The sequence below is a fragment of the Streptomyces sp. 11x1 genome (assembly GCF_032598905.1).
Classification (GTDB): domain Bacteria; phylum Actinomycetota; class Actinomycetes; order Streptomycetales; family Streptomycetaceae; genus Streptomyces.
This window is the reverse complement of record NZ_CP122458.1, coordinates 5039390-5061011: the sequence shown is the minus strand read 5'-3', so window position 1 is coordinate 5061011 and position 21622 is coordinate 5039390. Positions and strand designations below refer to the sequence as shown.

Annotated in this window: 10 protein-coding genes; 5 read left to right on the top strand and 5 right to left on the bottom strand. The window is 73.6% G+C overall.

What is annotated here, in order from left to right:
- Window positions 1-277: 277 nt before the first annotated feature.
- The gene (locus P8T65_RS22125) at window positions 278-421 is read left to right on the top strand and encodes a hypothetical protein (protein ID WP_316727022.1); all 144 of its coding nucleotides are present in this window, start codon (window positions 278-280) and stop codon (window positions 419-421) included.
- Between the two features lie 45 nt (window positions 422-466).
- On the opposite strand, the gene P8T65_RS22120 is transcribed toward P8T65_RS22125, so the two are convergent.
- Entirely contained in the window at window positions 467-715 is a 249-nt protein-coding gene (locus P8T65_RS22120) for a hypothetical protein (RefSeq protein ID WP_316727021.1), read from the bottom strand.
- A gap of 129 nt (window positions 716-844) precedes the next feature.
- Between P8T65_RS22120 and P8T65_RS22115 the strand changes: the two genes are divergently transcribed.
- On the top strand, window positions 845-1468 hold the full coding sequence (locus tag P8T65_RS22115; protein WP_316727020.1) for a hypothetical protein: 624 nt from the start codon (window positions 845-847) through the stop codon (window positions 1466-1468).
- Window positions 1469-1594: 126 nt separating this feature from the next.
- A complete protein-coding gene (locus P8T65_RS22110; protein WP_316727019.1) occupies window positions 1595-2290 on the top strand; it encodes a helix-turn-helix domain-containing protein in 696 nt (231 codons plus the stop codon).
- 453 nt (window positions 2291-2743) lie between these two features.
- Here the strand turns inward: P8T65_RS22110 and P8T65_RS22105 are convergent, their stop codons facing one another.
- Window positions 2744-3853: a hypothetical protein gene (locus P8T65_RS22105; RefSeq protein WP_399099685.1), complete on the bottom strand. Its 1110-nt coding sequence runs from the start codon at window positions 3851-3853 to the stop codon at window positions 2744-2746.
- Window positions 3854-4274: 421 nt separating this feature from the next.
- On the opposite strand from P8T65_RS22105, the gene P8T65_RS22100 reads away from it, so the two are divergent.
- Together P8T65_RS22100 and P8T65_RS22095 are read left to right on the top strand one after the other, a co-directional pair.
- Window positions 4275-6065 carry a lysyl oxidase family protein gene (locus P8T65_RS22100; protein WP_316727017.1) on the top strand — a complete coding sequence of 597 codons (1791 nt, stop codon included), beginning with the start codon at window positions 4275-4277 and terminating at the stop codon, window positions 6063-6065.
- 141 nt (window positions 6066-6206) lie between these two features.
- On the top strand, window positions 6207-6938 hold the full coding sequence (locus P8T65_RS22095) for an AAA family ATPase (RefSeq protein WP_316727016.1): 732 nt from the start codon (window positions 6207-6209) through the stop codon (window positions 6936-6938).
- On the opposite strand, the gene P8T65_RS22090 is transcribed toward P8T65_RS22095, so the two are convergent.
- The 3 genes from P8T65_RS22090 to P8T65_RS22080 form a co-directional block, all read right to left on the bottom strand.
- Window positions 6918-19802: a non-ribosomal peptide synthetase/type I polyketide synthase gene (locus P8T65_RS22090; protein WP_316727015.1), complete on the bottom strand. Its 12885-nt coding sequence runs from the start codon at window positions 19800-19802 to the stop codon at window positions 6918-6920. The two genes, P8T65_RS22095 and P8T65_RS22090, sit on opposite strands and share 21 nt — an antisense overlap.
- A gap of 141 nt (window positions 19803-19943) precedes the next feature.
- Complete coding sequence (locus tag P8T65_RS22085; RefSeq protein WP_316727014.1) at window positions 19944-20516, bottom strand: hypothetical protein; 573 nt, start codon at window positions 20514-20516, stop codon at window positions 19944-19946.
- Between the two features lie 151 nt (window positions 20517-20667).
- Window positions 20668-21432, bottom strand: a complete 765-nt coding sequence (locus tag P8T65_RS22080) for a hypothetical protein (RefSeq protein WP_316727013.1) — start codon at window positions 21430-21432, stop codon at window positions 20668-20670.
- Between the last annotated feature and the right edge of the window lie 190 nt (window positions 21433-21622).

Below are 21622 nucleotides of genomic sequence, written 5' to 3'. Positions count from 1 at the left end.
CCGGCGGGCGGCGACGACGTGCGGTGGAGGCCGGCTCGACGAGGGATGTCGAGCCGGCCTCACGTCAGTCGGTCGAGGATGCGGTTCGCCGCGTACTGGAGGTGCTGGGAAGAGGGCGGCTGCGCGAGCGCGGTGATCACGGCGAGCGGGTCGGGCCGGTGGGCTGCGTCGGGCACGTCGGTTGTGGCGGCGGCTTCGGGAGCTTCCCGTACGTGGCGACGTAGCGGTCGATCCCCCAGAGGGCCTGGTAGCGGGCGGGCTCGGACGGATCGTGGAGGTGGGCGAGGAGGAGGGCCACGTCGGCGTCGGCGTCGTCGTCCGTACGCGGCGGCCCACCGGCCCACCCGCCCGAGCCCTTCAGGCGGCGGCCCTCGGCGCGCGCTCCTCCGCCGTCAACTCCCGCATGAAATGGGCCACCTGATGCGCCGCACCGGTCGCTCCGCCGCCGCGGCCGGCTCGGGGCGCCTCAGTCGTTGTCGGTGTTCTGGTTGTTCTGGGAGTTGGACTTGTTCGCGCGGAGCAGCACGTCGCTCGCGACGTCGGTCGTCCTGGCCACACCGCGGGCCCAGCGTGGGGCGTCGCCTCGCGCCGTCCAGTAGACGCAGACGATGCCACCGAGGGCGAGCAGGAGGACGACGGACAGGATGAGCATGGTCGTTGCTCGCTCTCTGTGCTGGGGGCCGAGGACGGCGGGTTCCGCGCGGCGAACGCGCACGCGATGAACGCGACCGCGACCGCGACCGCGACGAAGGGGACGCGTGTCCGCGGGCATTGGTTGCGTCGCGCGGGGCCACGTGCGCCGCACCCCCCCCGCGGTGTCAGTGGTGGGCACTACGTTCCGGCCATGGGCATCTATCTGGTGAGCGTCGACGCGGAGGAATGGTTCGGTGAGGGGGAGGGCGAGGGTGAGCACGAGGAGGAGGGGCGGGGGCGGGTGGCCACGGCGTTGAACGAGGAACTGGGGCGGCGGGGGCTGCCGGCCTACGACTCGGTGCCTGCGGCGAGGCCCGTGCGCGCGCCCTTCGTGCGTGGGGCGGGGCTCGACTTCGAGGAGAAGCTCGTCCCGCCGATGGACGGGTTCATGCGGCTCTGCGAGGCCCACCTCACGCGCGAGGAGGTGGAGACCCTGTGCGGCTGGACGGTGCTCGTGCCGCTCTCGCTGGAGGAGGACGTCTGGCTGGACGGTGTCGAGTCCAGCTTCGCGGAGTCGACCATGGTCGCCGGCGCCCCGCAGGTCCTGGCGCTCGCGGAGCGGCTCGCGGCGGCCGTCGAACTGCCGCCCGAGACACCGGAGATGTGCGACAACCTGGACCTGACCACGTGGTTCCTGGACGGACAGGCGAAGACGCTGGCCGCGACCCGGCCGGGGCCGTGGGCCGAGGACCTCGACATGGCCTTCTACGTGGCCGTCTACCTCCGCGCCGCCCAGCACTCGATCCGCCGGGGCTGCCCGATCGTCTACTCATGAGATTTTCCGACCGGAAGCGCAGTCGCTCAGAGGAGTGCGTCGGGGGAGGGGGGACGGCTCGGCGATAGCATCGAAAACCCCGTCTGGCGGGGGCGTGGTCGGGTGGTGTGGAGGAGCGGGAGTGGGATGGGCGGTGGGGTAGGTGGTGGGGCGGCGCCGGTGCGGCGGCGGGATGCGCGGCGGAACCGGGAGTTGTTGGTGGCTGCGGCTCACGAGGTGTTCACCGAGCAGGGGCTCGAAGCGCCGCTCGATGTGATCGCCCGCAGGGCCGGCGTCGGGAACGCGACGCTGTACCGGCACTTCCCCAGCCGCGCCGCCCTCATCGACGCCGTCTTCCACGACCAGCTCGCGGGCACGATGGCCGTCGGGGACCGGGTCCGCGACGCGCCGGATGCCTGGGCCGGGCTGACCGAGTACCTCGGCGCGGTCTTCGACACGCTCGCCGCCGACCGGGGCACGAACGACCTCATGACCACGCGCGTACCGGGCGTGGACACCCTGGAGGACGTCCACGAGCACAATCGGCGGACCATCGAGTCCCTGCTGCGGCGCGGCCGTGAGGAGGGCACGGTCCGGGCCGATGTCACCACCGAGGACGTCCTCTTCGCCCTCGCCGCCCTCGGCCGCGCCGTCCCCGCCCTCACCGCCGTCACCACCCCCGACGCCTGGCGCCGCCCGCTCACCCTCCTCCTAGACGGCCTGCGCCCACCGGGGCCCACGGACACCCGGGCATCGCCGACCTTGCCCGAGCCGGCCTTGGACGCGGCTCAACTCGCCGACGTGCTGGCCGAGTTGGGGCCTCATCGGGCGCCCAGAGCGTAGAGGGGCAGGGGGCAGAGGGGGCCTGGACCCTGGACCTACTCCTTACGCTCCTCCTCTTCGAGGGTGATCGCCGCCGGGCAGACCGCCGCCGCCTCGCGGACGGGCGGGTGGTGGGGCGCGGCGGGTGCCGGATCGAGGGCTGGTGGAGCGGACCCTCGACCCCGACGGGGGAGTGGCCCGCAAGTTCCGGATCACCGACAAGGGGTCGGAGCGCCTCGCCGCCGCAACGGGAGGAGTTCGTCACCGGTCTCACCGGCGGCATCGCCGACTGACCCGCCGAACGCCTCCGGCGCTTCGCCGCCGACCTGGAGCAGTTCAACACCGACATCGAACGTGTCAGCGGACGTTCCTGGCCGCGCCCGATGGCCGAGGGCTGACCGCTCGGCAGCGGTCGGCCCCCGGCCCTCGGCCATCGGACGTGGGGGTAAGGGTGTGGGTCGGTGCGTGCGAGCCTCAGTTCACGCAGACGATGCCGAGCAGGCAGAGGCCCGAAGGGGACGTCGTCGCCGTGTCGGAACTCGAACCGTCCGACCCGCCCGTACCCGAACCGGAGTCCGAGCCCGAGCCGCTTCCGGCTTCCGAACCGGTGCCGGTGCCGCCTCCGTTGCCGGTGTCCGAGCCGGAACCCGATCCCGACCCCGCGCCCGTGCCCGCCTCCGAGGAGCCGGAGTCGTCGGTGGCCGGCGGTGTGGTCGTCCCGTCCGACGGGGTGGTGCCGGCGGCCGACCCGCCTGCGCCGGAGGTGCCGGTCCGCGCCTCCTGGGCCGACGGCGTGCCCGAGTCCGTTCGGGGGGAATTGGGCTGCTCGGCACGGGAGTTCGACCGACTGGCGGTGGAGCGGTCGCGCGCGGGGTCGCCGGACGGGGTCCACGGGGTGGACGCGTCCGGGGTGCGCCGGGCGTCATCGGTCTCCGGCGTCGACGTACGGCCGCGCTGCGAGCCCTGTTCCTCGATGGAGCCGAGGCCCTCGGCGTCCGGAGCGGAGGCCGCCTGGGTGCGGTCGGTGGACTGCCGGTCCATGCTCATGACGGTCAGACCGCCGCCGACCAGCGCGACGGCGGTCGCGACGACGGCCCGGCGCTGGTTCTTCTTCCACCGCGCCAACTGACGCCGCCGCGCGGCCCGCCCTCGCGGCGCCACGGGAACACCCTCGACGTCCACATCGTCGACACCGTCGACACGGTGCGCGCTGTCCACACCACTCAGGTCACCGGCGTCGCCGTCGTCGGCGTATCCATCCTTCGCGTATCCATCCTTCGCGTATCCGTCGTCCGCGTACCCCTCCCGCGGGAGGGCGTCCGTCGTGAACCCGTCCTCCGGCGCCCCGCCGTGCCACGCCCCGTCCGTCGCGCCGTACTCCCACGTCGGCGCCGGAAGCACCGGCGCCGCCGGTGTCGTCGGCGGCATCGGGATCATCAGCGGCGCGGTCGTCGTCCCGGTGGGGCGGGACGGGTCGACACGGCTGTCGATCGTGGCCGGGGCTATGTCGGGCGCGTAGGCGCCGCAACCCGGGCACACGAGGGCGCCGTTGAGATGTCGGCGACATGAGGAGCAGTAGTCCATCGAGGGTCTTCCTGTGTGGGCATGCCGTCGACCCGCCGGGCCGCGGCCCGGTCACAGCACGTTCGCACGCGGGATCGAGCGGATCGAGCGGTCAGCAACGCTAACGAGGCATTCTCAGAGCTGTGTGCAGGCTGTGTGATGCTCCTGCGTGGATTCCCGGGGGACTTGGGGCCGGTTCCGCAGGGATACGCGGGCGTGTGTTTGAGCCGTGCTCACCACACCTTCCGTGAAATTCCGTCCCAACAGGCAACCCTGGCACCGCATTTATCAATCTCTCAGGTTGCTCACAGGAAGAGCGGATCGAGCGTGGCCGGCCGGGGGTGCGTGGGGGTGCATCCGCACGGCGGGCCACGGATCGGCCGTCGACCGTGGGCTGTCCAGTCCGATGCCCCTGACCAGGGCACTCGCAGACGAGGAATCGATGACCAGCCAGATGACCAGCCCCTCCAGCCCGACCGACCCGACCGACCCGACCGGTGCGACCGCTGCCGCGGACTCGACCGTCCCGACCGGCGGTCAGGGCCGCCGCCGTCGCCTGAAGCGCCCGGGCCTCGCCGCCCTGGCGTCGCTCACCGTCGTCGCCGCCGTGGCCGGGGCGGCCCCCGGCGCCGGTGCCGCGCCCGCCGCGAAGCCCGGGAAGCCGCAGCTCAAGCTGATCGCCGCGTCGAAATCCGTGACGCTGACCCGCTACGAGTGGGACAACGGCGTCCAACTGCAGCTCGGGACGTACATCTCGGTCGACAACGCGCCCCTGGAATTCAAGGTGACGCGGAAGTCCTACAAGGACCCGATCGTCGCCAAGCAGATCCTGCGCGACGGCAAGAAGACCACGACGAAGACGCTCCCGAAGGGGCTCGTCGACGACTTCTCCGGGCTGACGGGCTTCCTGGAGATGTCGGTCAAGAACGCGGCCGGGGAGGAGGTCGTGAAGACCAAGGGCACCTTCTGCCCGAACAACGCCTCGGGCCGGATCCGTCCGGACGCCCCCTCCACCAACCACTATCCGCAGAGCTGTTCCACCAACCCGTGGACACTGGGCTCGGTGTGGGGCGTCGAGAAGGGCTGGGCCACCAACACCACCAGCTGGAACTACGACAGAACAGTGGACCTGCCGGCCGGTGAGTACACCGCCCAGGTCGGGGTCGCGAAGAAGTACCGTGACGCGTTCGGCATCCCCAACGACCGGCCGACCATCAAGGTGACGGTGCGCGAGGAGCGCTCCGAGGAGGGCGGCGAGGGCGGCGGTGTCGGCATGGCCCCGTCGAAGTCCTCGCACGGCGGTCACGGATCGGGTCACGGCTCCGGCCACGACACGCGGTCCGCCCCGGACAACCACCACTACGGCCCGCGCGGCGCCGACGTGCCGGCGCCGCCCGAGCTCCCCTATGCCCTGGTCGACCGGGGCCTGGCGAAGCACCTGGGCGACGGCAAGGGCCACACCGACGGCTCCCGCATCGCGCCCGCGCTGCAGGCCGCGCCCAAGCGTCCCACCGGCAAGGCGGGTGCCCCGGCGAACATCCCCAAGCCCGACCTGCGGTCGCTGCCCGCCTGGGACATCGCCATCACCGACGGCGAGGACGGCGACGCACCCGGCAAGGACTACCTGGCCTTCAGCGCCAACGTCTGGAACGCCGGCCCCGCGCCCCTCGTCGTCGACGGCTTCCGCAAGCCGGGTGCGGACCTGATGGACTCGTACCAGTACTTCTACGACGCCAAGGGCAAGCAGGTCGGCTACGCGCCCGCCGGCACCATGGAGTGGGACCCGCGCGAGGGACACGAGCACTGGCACTTCACGGACTTCGCCAGCTACCGCCTGCTCAGCGCGGACCAGACCAAGGAGGTGCGCTCCGGCAAGGAGGCGTTCTGCCTGGCCAACACCGACGCCATCGACTACACGGTGAAGAACGCCAACTGGCACCCGGAGAACACCGACCTGTCCACCGCGTGCGGCTCCGAGGACGCCATCAACGTCCGTGAGGTCCTGGACGTCGGCTCCGGCGACACGTACACCCAGTACCGTCCCGGCCAGTCCTTCGACATCACGGACCTGCCGAACGGCACGTACTACATCCAGGTCATCGCCAACCCGGAGAACCGTCTCCAGGAGGCCAACCACAAGAACAACATCGCCCTGCGCAAGGTGATCCTCGGCGGCACCGAGGGCGCCCGCACGGTCCAGGTCCCGCCGCACGGCCTGATCGACACCAAGTGACAGCGGCTGTCGACGCCGAGTAACGGCGGTTGTTCGGTCCACGACGGCATGAACCCCCAGGCCCACCCGGGACTGGGGGTTTCGTCGTGCGTGGCGGCCGTCTTCCGGGATGTTCCGCGCCCCCCGTGGGAGACTCGGGCGGTGATTATCGAACGTGCGTACGCACATCTGGAGTCGAGCGACGAGCTGGGTGGGGCAGGAGCGGACCACGGGGAATGGCCCTGGTCGGTGCCCTGTGTGCGCGGACTCCTGGCGGACGGTCTGCGCTTCACCGCGCCGGTGACCTTCCTGGTCGGGGAGAACGGCTCCGGGAAGTCGACCCTCGTCGAGGCCCTCGCCGAGGGCTTCGGCCTGGACTCCTGGGGCGGCTCCCACGACTGGCGCTACGCCTCCCACCGCCCGAAGTCCGTGCTCGGCGAACGGGTCCGCTTCGACGCCACCCCGCGCGGCCGCCGCATGCTCGGCAGCTGGAGCGCGCGCAAGGGCTTCTTCCTGCGCGCGGAGACGGCGCTCGACGCGCTGGACCGGGAAGGCTTCGCCCCTGACTCGGTCAGCCACGGCGAGGGCTTCCTCGCCGCGTTCCGGGGGAAGTTCCTCCAGCCCGGCCTGTATGTGTTGGACGAGCCCGAGGCTGCGCTGTCGTTCACTTCCTGCCTCGAACTCATCGGCCACATCGACCAGTTGGTGAAGAACGGCGGGCAGGTCATCTGCGCCACCCACTCCCCGCTGCTGACCGCGCTCCCCGGCGCGGACATCATCGAGGTCGGCGACCACGGCATGCGCCGCGTCCCTTGGGACGAACTGGCCCTGGTCGACCACTGGCGCCGCTACCTCGCCGACCCGACGGCCTATCTACGGCACGTCCTCGGCTGATCGGCTCGGGGTGCTGAGGGTGTGCAGGGCGCGCAGGGCGTTCAGGGTCTCCGGCGGGATCGTGTGGTCGAGGAGGTGGAGGGGCGCCGCCCGGACTCCGGCGGCCTCGGCGGCGTGCCAGTGGGCGAGGGCGCGGGGGAGGTCGACGAGGCCGTGGATCAAGGGGAGCGTCGTACGGGGGTCCGGGGCGGCGCCGGGTCCGGGGCGGGTGAGGTGGGCGTGCAGGAGGGACTCCAGTCGGCAGGAGGCGAGGGTGCCGGGGAGGTGGACCGCCAGGTGGTGCTGGGTGCGGGCGGTGGCGTGGCCGGTGAGGGCGGCGGCCGGGAGGTCCGGTGACAGGTGGGTCTCGGTGGAGTCCAGGGCCAGCAGGCCGCCTCCCACGATCAGTACGTCCTGGTCGCGCCTCATGCGCTCCAGGGCCCGCGTGGTGTCGAAACAGTGCGGGAAGGAGTCGTCCACGACGATCGTGCCGGGGCGCAGCCGGTCCACGTCCAGCAGGGCCGTCGGGCCGCCGCTGACCGCCGTGACGATCAGGTCGGACGTCTCGTGGACCTCGGCGGGCAGGGCCCGGGGGTCGGTGGACACGACGACCTGTAGGGCCGTCGTGGGGTGGTCCGCCGACAGCTCCGCCGCCAGGTGGTGGAGGCGGGGGGCGCTGCCGGGGACGTCGCAGAGCAGGATGCGGGCCGGTGGGTGGGGGCTGAGGGAGAGCAGCAGACGCAGGGACGACGTGCCGATGGAACCGAGGCCGACGACGGCGAGGGTCAGGTCGGCCAGGTCGCGGTCGGTCGCCCGCAGGGCGGCGTGGACGGTCTTCACCACGGCGACGGTGGTGGCCGCGTGGCCGGTGGTGAGGGTGGTCGGGGCGGTGGGTGCGGTGGGTGTGGTGGGTGCGGTCGGGGGTGTGGCCGGGAGTTCGCGGAGGACGTCGTAGCCGTAGCCGGTGAGGGACGGGATCATGCCGGCCAGGGAGACGCAGCGGGCGCCGAGGGACGCGGCGTGGTCCACGGCGCGGGCGGTCAGGGCGGACAGGGTGCTCGGGGCGGTCGGGGGAGTCGGGGTGGTGGGCATGGTCGGGGCGGTCAGTTCGTCCGCGAACAGGGGGAGGGAGACGAAGCCGGATCTGCCGAGGGGGGTGGTGACGCTCTCCAGGACTCGGGGGCGGCCGTCCGGGAAGAGGAGGGCGCGGAGCTGTTCACGGCTGGGGACCGCGTGCGCCGGGAGCCCGGCGAAGGCGGCCAGTTGGTGCGGGGTCGGGAGGTAGCCGATGAGGGCCGCGTCCAGGGCGTTGTCGCGGTGGCCGGATTCTTCCAGTTCTCCCATCAACACCCCTGTGAAGCGGGCGAGTTCGTCGGAGGTCACGGCCTTCGACGACGCGCGCGCCGTGATGCTCAGACCTTCGCCGTCCGGGGAGGGGCGTACGGCCAGGAAGACATCGGTGCCCACCGGCGGAGGCGCGAGTTCGGTGTCGCTGTCGTCGGCCCGGAGCGACAGCGTGGTGTCGGGCGGTGCGCCGAGGGAGCTGAAGTCCAGGAACGTGAAGAAGAACTGGGCGGTACGGGGCAGTCCTTGGGGCGTACGGAGGTCCAGGGGACCGGTGGCGCGGGCCGCGAGCGTCTCGGCGGTGATCCGGCGAAGGTCCTCGTCGAAGCCCGGGACGGGGTGGGCGTCGTCGTACGGTGCCACCGGGCGCAGCGCCACCGCCTCGGCGAACGGGCCGAAGACGCGGTGGGCGTCGTCCGTGGTCCCGTCCCTGCCGGTGACAGCCAGGCCGAGGACCAGGTCGCGGCGGCCGGTGAGGGTGGTGAGGGCGCGGTAGTACGCGGTGAGGACGGGGGCGTGGAGCGTGGTGCCCGCCGTCCGGGCGAGGTGGCGCAGGGCCCGGGTGCGGTCGGCGTCGAGGGCGACGGTGGTGGTGTGGAAGGCGGGGGTGCTCCCGTCGGGGCGGGCGCGCAGTACGGGTGGGGTGTAGGGGGCGTGGTGGCGGGCGCGGTAGTCGTCGGACGACGGGTCCGCTGCAGGTGCCGGTACCGGTGCCGGTGTTGGTGCCGGGCCCGGGGTGGGTGCCGGTTCCGGTGGGGTTCGGCGGAGGACGTGGTCGCGGAAGGTGGAGGCGAGGGGCTCCAGGCTGTGGGGGAGGCCGCGCTCGAAACGGCCGTACACGGTGAGGAGTTCGCGGGTGAGGAGGGCCGCGCTGTAGCCGTCGCCGATGAGGTGGTGGGCGTGGACGAGGAGGACGTGTTCCTCCGGCGCGACCGTGAAGAGACGCAGCCGCACCAGGGGCCAGGCCCAGGGTTCGAAGCGGCGGCTCGCCTCCTCCGCCGTCCGTTCCTCCAGCAGGTCGGGATGGACCAGGGTCTCCGTCTCGACGGGAAGCCGTAGCGAGGCGGGGAGTTCCTGCTGCACGGGTGGGCGCGCACCGGCCGGGAACACCGTGCGGAGCATGGGGTGCCGGGCCATGAGGACGTCGACGGCCCGTTGGAACAGGTCCGGGTCCAGGGCGCCGTGGATACGGAAGCGGGCCAGCCAGGCGGGGTTGGGGCCGGGGGCGGCGCCGGAGCCGGACGCGAGGGCGTCGGCGAGGAGGAAGCCCTGTTGGGAGGGCGTGAGGGGGTAGGGCGCGAGGGGGGAGGAGGTGGAAGGGGAGGGGGAGAGGGTCGGGGTGGAAATGGAGGGGGCGGGGCCCTCGGGCGGTGCGGTGGTGTCGGTGGTCGCGAGGGTGTCGATGGCTGTGGCCAGGGCCGAAAGCGTGCGGTGGGTGTAGAGGGCGGTCGGGCGTGGCAGCGCGGGGCGTTCGCGGCGGATGCGCGAGAACAGTTCCAGCACGGTGATGGAGTCGCCGCCGAGGGTGAAGAAGTCGTCCTCGCGGCTGATCTCGGACGCCGTTGTCTCCAGCAGCTCGGACCAGATGCGTGCCAGCAGCCGCTCGGTGGGCGTCGCGGGCGGTGTGCGCCGGGCGTCGGGGAGCGTGTTCTCGCTGCGGGGAGCCAGGCGGTTGCGGTCGATCTTGCCCGTGCCTGTCAGCGGGAGCGCCGGGAGGGAGTGGATGCGGGCGGGGAGCATGTACGGGGGGAGGGTGCGGGAGAGGAAGCCGCGCACCTCGCGGGGGTCGAGGGTGGCGGTGGTCCTCGGCTCCACGTACGCCTCCAGGCGGCCTTCGCGCAGCAGTACGGCCGCGCGGGAGACACCCGGGTGGGTGAGCAGGGCGGCCTCGATCTCGCCGAGTTCCACGCGGTGGCCCCTGACCTTGACCTGGTCGTCGAGTCGGCCCAGGAACTCCAGCACCCCGTCGGCCGTACGACGGACGCGGTCGCCGCTGCGGTACCAGCGGCGGCCGTCCCGTTCGGTGAAGGCGGCGGCGGTGAGGTGGGGGTCGCCCAGGTATCCGGGGGTGAGGCCGGTGCCGGCGATGAGGAGTTCACCGGGTTCGCCGGTGACGCACGCGTGGCCGTCCTCACCGACGACGGTCAGTTCCGTACCGGCGATGGGGCGGCCGATGGGGAGGTGGCGGACGTCGTCCGCCGGGCGGGTGTCGATGATGTGGCAGGTGGCGTTGATGGTGGTTTCGGTGGGGCCGTAGAGGTTGGCGATCCGGTGGGCGCGGGGGCGAGTGCCGGCACGGGTGACGTCAGCGGTGTCCAGGAGGTCGAACCAGCGGCGTACGTGGGCGGCGGGCAGGGCCTCGCCTCCCACGTGGACCCAGCGCAGGGCGGAGAGGTCCGGGGCTGTGCCGTCGTTCCGGCGGGCGTGTTCCTCGGCGGCGGTGAGCAGGCGTTCCCACAGGGTGGGGACCGAGCTCCACACCGTGATCCGGTCGGCCACGACACGGTCGAGCAGTGCCTCGGGGTCGCGCAGCAGGTCGCGGGAGAGGGTGTGCACGGTGGCGCCGACCAGCAGGGGTGCCAGCAACTGCCGTACGGAGGCGTCGAAACAGGCCGACGCGGTCTGGGCGAGCCGGTCGCCGGGGCCGTAGCCGAAGGTCGTCAGAGACCAGTCGAGGTAGTTCGTCATCGACCGGTGGGTGATGGGCACGGCCTTGGGGCGGCCCGTCGAGCCCGAGGTGAAGATGACGTAGGCGATGGCGTCGGGGGAGGGGAAGGAGGGGGCGTCGGAAGCGGGGTCGGGTTCGGGGTCGGTGGCGGGGGTGGGTACGGGTACGGGGACGAGGGTGACTTCGTCCAGGGTGGTGGCCGTTTCGTGGGTCGCCGGGTCGCAGACCAGTACGCGGACTCCCGTACGGGAGAGCTGGTCCCGGTGCCGTGCGGCGGGGTGGGTGGCGTCCAGTGGTACCCAGCCGGCGCCCGCCCGCAGGATGCCGACGACTCCGGTGACCGTGGACGTGCCACCCGGTTCCGTGAGGAGTCCGACCAGGTCGCCGGGGCGTACGCCCTGCGCGCGCAGGCGGGTGGTGAGGGTTGCGGAGGCGGCGTCGAGGGCGGCGTAGGTGAGGGTGGTCCCGCCGTCGGCGGCCCGCACGGCCACGGACCGAGGGGTGGCGCGGAACTGGGCGCGGAGACGGTCCACGATGCCGCCACCGTGACCTGTGCCGGCCGCGTCCGGGAGTGCTGGGGTGGGACGTGCTGGGGTGGGGAGTTCCGTGGGGGAGGGCGCTGGGGTGGGGAGTACTGTGGTGGCGGCCCGTAGTTCTGCGACGTAGTCGTCGGCGAGGCGTCGTACGGTCTCGGGGCGGAACAGGTGGGCCGGATGGTTCCACGACAGGCGCAGCGCTGCGTCGGCCTCCCAGCACAGGAGGCCGAGGCGGGTGGCGGCGGAGGCGGTGGCCGCGGCCGTGGGGGTGACGGTGACGGGCCAGTCGGGGCCGTGGACCACCGGGAAGCGGGCGAAGCTGAAGCCCGCCTCGGCCGCGGTGCGCGGGGCCGGACCCGTGGTGGGGCGCACCTCGGACAGCAGTCGGGCGAAGTCCGTGCTGCTCAGGGTCGCGTGGGCCTCGGCCTCCCGCCAGCTCCGGCGCAACCGGTCGGCGAGCGCGATGACCGGTTCGACGGGGTCGATGTCCACGAACACCGGGAGGGTGTCGGCCAGCGGCCCCACCAGACGGTCGATGCCGGCGATCGGCGCCTCCCGTCGCGCCCGTGCCACGTTGACGGCGACGGTGCGGCGTCCGCTCCACCGGGCCAGACAACGGCCGTACACCGCCAGCATCAGGTGGAACAGCGACACATCGTGCCGCGCGGCCGTCTCCCGGAGCGCGGCGGTCAACTCCTCGTCGATGTCGGTGCGGTGGTGGGTGAGGGGCGGGGCCGGGGGTGCCTCGGGGTCTCCGTCGTAGGGGAGGGAGAAGGGGGAGGTGAGGGAGGCCGGGTGTTCCGCCAGGCGCGCGCGCCAGTGGGCGAGGTCCTCCGTGTGCGCCGGGGACTGGCGTTCGGCGGTCAGGATGGCGGCGTAGTCGGTGAACTCGGCCCGGGGTGAGGGTAGGTGGGGTGTCTGTTCTCCGCGCGTCAACGCCGTGTAGAGCGACCAGAGTTCCTCGGCCATGAGCTTGAGGCTGAAGCCGTCGGCCGCGGCGTGGTGGACGACCAGGAGCAGGTGGGCGAGGTGTGCGTCGTCCCGGTCGTGGACGAGGACGGCTCGTACCGGGTCCTCCGTCCGCAGGTCGAACGGGCGGTTGCAGAGGGCGTGTTCGAGCTGTCGTAGGTCGTGGGGGTGGCCGTGCGGGTGGGGGGCCTGGATCTCGTACCAGCGCGGGGCCGTGTCGGTGGGGCCCGCGGGGGCGGCGTACTGGCTCGGGCGTGCGGCTCCGTCGTCGGTGATCCGCAGTCGCAGCATGGGGTGGCGGGCGGAGAGGTGGGCCAGGGCCCGGCCGAGGAGGGTGGTGTCGAGAGGGCCGGTGATGCGCTGCCGTACGTAGCCGTAGGCGGTGATGCCCTCGTGGAGGGTTTCGGTGGTGTGGAAGGCGAGTTGGAGAGGCGTGAGGGGGAGGGGGGTGGTGAGAGGTGGGTTGGTCGGGGGTGCGGGTTGGGGCACCGGCTGGGGGGCCGGGGTCGGGGTCGGAGTCGGCGGGGTGGTGGCCAGGTGGGTGGCCAGTTCGGCGATGGTGCGGTGTTCGAAGAGGAGGGTGGCGGGGAGAGGGCGGTCCAGTTGGCGTTCGAGGCGGCGGGCGAGATCTACGGCGCTGAGGGAATCGAGGCCGAGGGTGAGGAACGGTTCGTCGTCGCCGATGTCCTGTGGGGGGCGGTGCAGGGCGTCGGCGAGGAGGCGGCGTATGACGGTGGCTATTTGCGTGGGCGTGGGCGTGGGGGCTGGGGTCGGGGTGGGTGGGCGCCTGAGAGCTCGCGGGGAGCTGGTTGTCGGCGGCTGCGGGTGGGTTGTGGCTGGTCGCGCAGTTCCCCGCGCCCCTATGGGGCCTGCGGCCTCCATCCCGCTCGCGGCAATCGCCGGGATCGAGGTGTCCGTTGCTGTGATCAGGACGTGGGGCGTGTCGAGGGTGAGGGCCTTGTGGAGGGCCGTCAGGGCTGCCGGGGTGGTGAGTGGTGTGAGCGCCGTGTGCGTTCCGCTCGCCATTCCCGCGTTGGCGACCGGGCCGAACGCGATGCTCTGCCAGGGGCGCCCGGCGGCGCGTTCGGCGGTGGCGAAGGCGTCCAGGAAGGAGTTCGCGGCGGCGTAGTCACCGAGGGCGCCGGCCAGGCCGGGCAGTACGGCCGAGACGGACGAGAAGGCGACGCACACGGCGCCCTTCTGGCCGTGCCGCCGCAGCGCCTCGGCCAGCAGCCTCGTCCCGCTCACCTTCGTGGCGAGTACGGCCTCGATCTCGTCGTCCGGCTTGCCCCGCAGGCTGCCTGGGCGAGCCGTGCCCGCCGCGTGGAACACGGCGTCCAGGGGCGGCAGACCGGCCACGAGGTCGTCGACCGCGTCGGCGTCGGTGACGTCGGCCGCCTGGTAGCGGGCGAGGGCGCCGAGCGCGCGGAGCTCGCCCAGCAGGGTGCGGGGCGGGGTGACGGTACGGCCGGTCAGCACGAGCGTGGGCGTGCCGCGTTCCGCGAGGTCGCGGGCGAGCGCGGAGCCCAGGCCGCCCGCGCCACCGGTGATCAGGTAGGTGCCGTTCGCGGGGAGAGGCGTGGCGGTGGGGAGGGAAGAGTGGGCGGGGGCGGGGGTCGCTGTCGTGCGGGTGAGGCGGCGGCCTGTTCGCCAGGCGACGGTGCCGGCCGTGACCGCGGCGGCGTGCAACTCTGCTTCCAGCGCGGTGAGTTGGACGTCCAGCTCATCCTGTGCCGAAACGTCGATGCTCAGCGAGGTGAGGTTCGGATGTTCCTGTGCGAGGGCCAGGGCGAAGCCGTGCAGGAGGGCTTGTTCGGGGCGGGGGCCGGGGCGAGGGCGGGAGTGGGGGGAGGCGTCGGTGCTCGTGCCCGTGCTCGTGTCGGCCTCCGTGCGGTACGCGTTCTCGGTGACGAGCAGCAGACGGGTGGGCCGGGTGAGGGGGGTGTCGAGCGTCGCCAGCACCTCGCGCAGGGCCGATACGGCCGTGCCGGTCTCCGACCGCGGGCTCGGGGAGTCACCGGCGAACCACAGCACGGCCTCCGGACCTTCCGCCCGGTCGTCCGCCTGGTCTTCCCCCTGGCCTTCGTACGGGCCTGGTGTCGGCGTCGGGGTCAGTACCTTCACCCCGCGCTCGGTGAGCCGGTCCGTGAGGGAACGGCGTAGCGGGGTGTCGGCGCCGACGAGGCGTACGGCTCGGGGGCCGGGGGCGGCGGTCAGCGGGGCGTCGCGCCAGAGGAGGGGCTGTGGGGTGGGCGGGGTGTCGGGGAGGGGGCGGGGGAGGTGCGTGCGGGGTGCGGAGGCACCCCGCACGCCTGAGGACGCCGCGCCCGACTCGGCGGCAGCCTCGCCGCCTGACGCGCCGCCTGACTTCGCGGGTGCCGGCGCGGGCGCCGGCGTCGGCCCGAATGCGCTCGCCGCTTCGGATGTGGGCGCGGCTCCTGATGCGGGCGTGGCTTCGGATGCGGACGTCGGCGCGGACGCCGGCGCGGATCCGGGCGCGCTGTCGACTCGTCGCGCCCAATGGTGTTCGCGTTGGAAGGGATACGGGGGCACGGGGACCCGGCGTCGTGTCGTGTCCCGGGCCGGGGACGTCGGGGAGAGCGGGGTTCCCAGGGCCCAGAGCCGACCGACCGTTTCGAGCAGGGCGCCCGCCCCCCTTGTCCCCCTTGACCCCCTCGTCCTCATCGGCCCTTCGCCGGTCGCGAGGGCGGGCAGGACCGTCACCTCGGCTCGTGCGGCGGCCGGGCGGGCGGCGTCGACCGCGTGGATCGGGGCGGAGAGCGTGGCGCCGGGGCCGAGTTCGACGAACGTGTCGTAGCCCTCGTCGAGGAGCCGGGCGACGGCGGGGCCGAAGCGGACGGGGCGGATCGCGTGGTCGCGCCAGTAGCCGGAGTCGGGGGTCAGGTCGGGGGCCCAGTGACCGGTGACCGTGCTCAGCATGGGAACGGTGGCCGGGTGCACGGTCAGGGCCTTCGCCGCGCTGTGGAGGGGGTCGAGCACGGGGCCGAGCAACGGGGAGTGGAAGGCGTGGGACACGCGGAGCCGCCGGGCGGCCACGCCCCGCGCGGTGAGCGTGGCCACCGCCCGGTCGACGGCCTCGGACGCACCCGACAGCACGATCTGGGTGGGTGAGTTGACGGCGGCCACGGTGAGGGTGCCGTCGGAGTCGGCGACCAGGGCGGCGACGGTCTCCTCGTCCCCCCTGACGGCGGCCATGGCGCCCGGCGTGGTGAGTCCGTTCATCAGGCGGCCGCGTTCGGCGGCGAAGCCGACCGCCTCGGCCGGCGGCAGGGCGCCGGCGACGCACGCGGCGGTGATCTCGCCGACGCTGTGCCCCACGACCGCGTCCGGCGCCACGCCCCACGCGGCCAACTGCCCGGCCAGCGCCACCCCGAACGCGACGAGCAGGGGCTGCGCCACCTCCGTCCGGGCCAGGGTCTCGGGGTCGGCGTCCTCGTCCAGACACCAGGCGGCCAGGCTGCGCCCCGCCACCGGCCCGGTGAGTGAGGAGGCCTCCTCCAGAAGATCCCGGAACACGGGTGCCGAGCGCCACAACTCCCGTCCGAGACCGGGCTGTTGGGCCCCCTGTCCGGGCAGGACGAACACGGTCCGGGGCCGTCCCCGAACGAGCCCCGTCACTGCGCGGCGCGGACGGCCCGCGACGCACTCCCGACCGAGGCCTCCCGGACCGGCCGGACGACCAGGATCTCCCGCTCCACCTGTGTCACCCGCCTCACCCGCGCCACCGACGCCTTGCCGGTCACCGACGCCTTGCCCGTCACCGACACCTTGCCCGCCACTGGCGCCTTCCGGGTCCAGCCCCCACGACCGCCCTGCCTCTTCGAGCCGTTCCGCGAGGTTGCCCTCCGCCACCAGGGCCAGTCGGTGCGGTCCCTCGTCGCGGGCGGTGCTGACGGTGGCGCACACGTCGCCCTCGTCCAGTTCGGGGTGGGCCCGCAGATGCGCGGCCAGCTCAACCGCGGCGGCCCGCAGGGCGCCCTCGGTCCGGGCGGACAGGGTCAGCAGGTGCGGGCCCCCGGCGGCCGGGGCCGCCCCGCCCCCGCGCCGGTCCCGGGGCGCCTCCTCCAGGATCGCGTGGGCGTTGGTGCCGCCGAAGCCGAAGCTGTTGACGCCGGCGATCAGGGGACGGCCGTCCGCGCCGGTCCACTCCTCCTGCTCGGTGACGAGGCGGAACCCGGGGGCGGTGTCGGCGAGGAACGGGGCGGGGGCGGTGACATGGAGGGACGGCGGGAGCCGGCGGTGCGCGAGCGCGAGGGCGACCTTGACCAGCGCGGGCATCCCGGCCGCGTTGAGCAGGTGCCCGACGTTCGTCTTCACCGAGCCGAGCCGTCGCGGAACCCCGTCGGCGCGGGGCGGGAACGCCTGCCCGAGCGACCGCGCCTCGACCGGGTCACCGATCGGCGTTCCCGTGCCGTGCGCCTCCACGTACGACACGTCGGCCGGATCGACACCGCACTCCTCGTACGCCCGGCGGATCACCTCGCGCTGCCCGCGCGGGGTCGGTGCGAGCAGGCCGAGCGAGCGGCCGTCGTTGTTCACGGCCGTGCCGCGTACGAGCGCGAGGACCGGGTCGTCGGCGGTGCGGGCGTCGTCGAGGCGGGCGAGGACCAGCGCCGCGCCGCCCTCCCCCGGGACGAACCCGTCCGCGTCGGCGCCGAACGCCCGGCACCGGCCCGTCGGCGACACCGCGCCCGTCGCCGCGAGGAGGCGGTGGCCGGTCGGGGTCAGGCCCAGGTTGACGCCGCCGACCACGGCAAGGTCGCACTCGCCGGACAGCAGGCTGCGCCGGGCCAGGTGCAGGGCGACGAGGGCGGAGGAGCAGGCCGTGTCGACGGCCAGCGCGGGGCCGTCGAGGTCCAGCACCTGGGAGACACGGGCGGCGATCAGGTTGGGCAGATTGCCGGTGAGGGCGGACGGGTGGCGGGCGAGGTCCCCGTCGGCGGCCTCGGCGAGGATCTCGCGGTACCCGCTGTCGCCGGTCGCCGCGAAGACCCCGACCCTGCGGCCGGCCCGCCGGGGTCCCGCGTACCCGGCACGCTCCAGCGCCTCGTGCGCCAGCTCCAGGAAGATCCGCGCCTGCGGGTCGGTCGCCCGCGCCTCCGCGTCGTCCATCCCGAAGAAACGGGCGTCGAAGGCCCCGGGATCGCTCAGCCGGCCGCCCGCGTCCCCGCCGACGGTGTCCCCACCGGTCGCGAGCAACTCCCAGAATTCCTCGGGCGTCCCACCCCCGGGAAACCGACAGGCGACGGAGAGAACGGCGAGGGGCTGTGACACGTGCGGCTCCGCCGCGTCGGCGCGACCAGCCACCACGTGCCCGCACTCGCCGACGGACCCTTCCCCCCGAGCTCCCAGGCGCCCTCGGCTCTCACCCGCGTCAGCACCCGCCCCTTCCCCCAACAACCCCAGCACATGCCCGGCCAACGCCCCCACCGTGTCGTGGTCCCGCAGAGCGCCCGGCTCCACCGTCACCGCGAACTCGTCCTCCAACCCGGCGAGCACGGCCATCGCCTTGAGCGAGGAACCCCCGAGGTCGAAGAACCGTTCCCACAGCCCGACTTCGGCCGCGGGCACGTCCAACACCCGCGCCCACACCGCCCGTACGGCATCCTGAACCTCCCGCAGTGAACGGGACACGCCGGTGCCCCCTTCCCCCGCGGTGCCGTGCCCCCGAGCCACGCCCACCGCCGTGCCGCCCCAACGCCCCTCGACCGCCGCGTACTCCCCGGCCTCGAACCTCTCCCGCAGTACCCCCCGCCGCAGCTTCCCGCTGGTCGTCCGCGCGAACGCCCCCGGCGGCAGCGGCAGTACCCGTACGTCGTCGTGGCCGAGGGCCTCCCGCAGCCGGCCGGCCGCGGCGCGGAGCACCCGGGCGGCAGTGGACCGCTCGGGCCGGGCCCACTGCACGAACGCGACGACCCGCTCACCCCCGCCGTCCGGGTCGGTGGACCCCACGACGGCCACGGCCCCGGGCGGCAGTCCCGGCGTCGCGGCGACCGTCTCCTCCAGGTCGGCCGCGTGGAACGTCCGGCCGTTGGCGAACACGACGTCCTTGTGGCGCCCGGTGACGCACAACCGCCCGTCCCGCAGGAACCCGAGGTCGCCCGTGCGCAGCCAGCCGTCGTCCCCGAACGCCGCCGCGCTCGCCTCGGGCGCCCGGTGGTACCCGCGGCCCATCTGCGGGCCCCGCACCTCCACATGTCCGACCCGCTTCTCGCCCGTCGGGGCCCCGCTGTCGTCGGTGATCCGGACCTCGCACGCCGCCACGGGGCGACCGAGGTCCATCAACTCCACCGCATGCGCGCCGGGTTGGGCGTCCACCACCCGACCGGCACTCAGCGCGGCCCGGTCCAGCACCAGGGGCGTCGCGGTCTCGCCCAGCGGCGGTACGGTCACCGCGAGGGTCGCCTCGGCCAGGCCGTACACCGGGAGCGGGGTGCGCGGGTCGAGCCCGGCCGGGACCGTGAGGGCCGTGAACTCCCGCCAGACGCGCGGGGCGATGGGTTCGGCGCCGACGAGCAGCAGGCGTACGCAGCTGAGGTCGAACCGGGCGAGCGCGGCGGCCGGGACACGGCGGACGGCGAGGGCGAGGGCGAAGTTCGCGGCCGACAGAAGGGTCGCGCGGTGGCGGTCGACGGCCTCGAACCACAGGGCGGGTCGCTTCGCGAAGGACAGCGGCTCGATCCGGATCTGCTTCACCCGCGCGGCCATGGGGACCAGGTGCGTGCCGATGAGCCCCATGTCGTGGAAGTACGGCATCCAGGTCGCGATCACGTCGTCCGAGGTGATCGCCATCGCGGCGCGGATCTGGCGGAGGTTGGCGAGGACCCCGGCGTGGGTCAGCTCCACGCCTTTGGGGGTGCCCGTGCTGCCGGAGGAGAACTGGAGGAAGGCGATGTCGTCGGGCGCGGGGCGGGGGAGGCGCCGGGGCGGGTGGCCCTGCCGCAGCTCGTCCAGCCGCAACACCCGTATGGAAGGGTCGAGTCGGCGGACCGTGGTGGTCGATGTGTCGTCCGTCAGCACGGGAGGTCTGTCGAGGAGCTCCCACACCGGGCCGATCCGGCGGGGCTCCGGCGCGAGGGGGACGGGGACGGCCCCCGCCGCCAGCGCCCCCCAGAACAGGGGCTGGAAGGTGTCGCCCCGGTCGGCGACCAGCGGCAGGGGAGTGCCCGGGGTCACGCCCGCCGCGAGCAGGCCGCCGGCCACGCGCAGTGCGTCGTCGCGGAGTTCGGCGAAGGTGACCGTGTGCTCGCCGCCGTCCCCCCGGACGTGCACGACGGTCTGCCCGGGGGTCTCCCGCGCCGCCTGGAGCAACACGTCCAGCAGTGTCGGGTCCGCGCCGTCGTTCACACGTTCATTCGATCTCTCCACCGTGCGGACACTACAAGCCGTCCGGGCCGGTGGCGGGCAGCGGCGGCCGACGGCGGGCGGCCGGGTCGGCGGTCCCGGCAGGCCGGGACCGCCGACCCGAGGCCGTCCTCCGCTCTGCCCCTACGTCCAGCTGTGGGCCACGTCCACCACGAGGCGGTCGGAGAGTTGGAGCACCCGGAACGGCAGCCGGGCGCGGACGCCGACGCCGATCTGGGTCTCGCCCTCGAAGCTGCCGGCGAAGCGGGTGTCACGGAAGGTGCGGTAGCCGGTCAGGTTCACCCCGGGAAGGGGCTTGGCGACCTTGCCCGGGTAGACGACCCCGCCCGTCTCGGGGTCGTAGCTCGGCGCCGCGACCCGTATCTCCAGGATGGCTCCGCCGGTCACCGGGATGGGGTCGCCGGAGCCGACCTGGTGGAGCCGGTCGACGTAGTGGACCCAGTAGCCGACGCGGTCACCGCCGTCGGGTACGTCGAACACGATGCGGTCGAAGCAGTCGTGCCGGCCGGTCCTGATGTCCGTCAGCGGCACGGCACCGCTGTCGGGGCTGCCCTTGACGCCACTGCCCCAGCCCGTCGGGCAGGCCGCGGCGGCTCGCGCGGCACCCCCGGGCGCGGCACTCGCGGTGGCCGCCGCCGTCCCGATCGCCGTCCCCGCGAGCGCGAGCGCCAGAACCGCGGCTCCGATTCGTCGCATGTCGTCCCCCCTTGTTCGCACAACGCTGCGGTAGCGCTGTTATCGGATGAGACGACCGGATATGGCGGAAGGTTGTACTCCGGCCCCACGAAAGTGTCCCGGGACCGCGACAACAGCGGGACCCCCCTCCGGGCCTCCGGGCCTCCGGGCCCTACTTCTGCGCCACGGGCGAACCGTTGCGTTCCGGGTGGCGGCGGCGGGCCGTCGGGGTGGGGGAGGGAACCTTGCGGAGGAGGGGCGCGGTGGTCGGGCGGCCGGGGCCCGGGCCGGACGGGCGGCTGACGTACTGGCTGTGCAGACTGTCGTCGATCCGCCAGAGGATGCCGGTGGTGCGGCCGGTGGGGGCCGCCGGGTCGAGTTTGGCGGTGAAGGAGGCCAGCCGGTCGTAGAGGGTCCGGGCACGCGCTCCGGTCGCGGTCAGCTCCGAGGTGGTGGCGTCGTGCAGCGCGTCGAGGACGTGGACCAGGTTGTGCCCGGACAGCTGGACGTCCTGCATGCCGCCGTCCGCCTTGGTGATCCGGCCCGGCGGCAGGTTGGGGTCGGCGGTGAAGTGGGCCGCCCTGGTCGCGGTCGGGCCGACGCGGTCGTACGGGTCGCGGGTGCTCTGCGTCCAGGCGGGCTCCCAGACACCGAACGCCGTGCGGGCCAGGAACGTCCAGGTGTCCTCGTGGCAGCGCAGGGTGAGGTACGAGACGCCGGCCGCCCGCCGGAGGGTGTCGATGTGCTCTTGGAGGGCCACCCGGTTCGCCGCGAGGGCGGCCCGCAGCACCACCCGGTCCTCCTCCCGCCAGCGCCGCTCCTGCTCACCGCGCTGCGCCAGCAGATCCCGTTTGAGCTGCTGGTTGCGCGCGTACTGCTCGACGAACGTCTTGAACAACGTCCTGAACGTCTTGACTGCCTGGAACATCTCGAACATGGCGCCTGCTGGGGTCGGGCCGGACATCCTGGGGTTGCAGCGGCCCAACGACGTTCATCAGATCTTGGTCACGGCGACCTCGGCGGTGCCCTTACCTCGTACCGATGCTGAATGAGCGTCAATTATGTTGCCACTCAACGCTGTTGAACCCCCTGACCGGCGCGTGGGACGGCATCAGGAGTGAATGTGG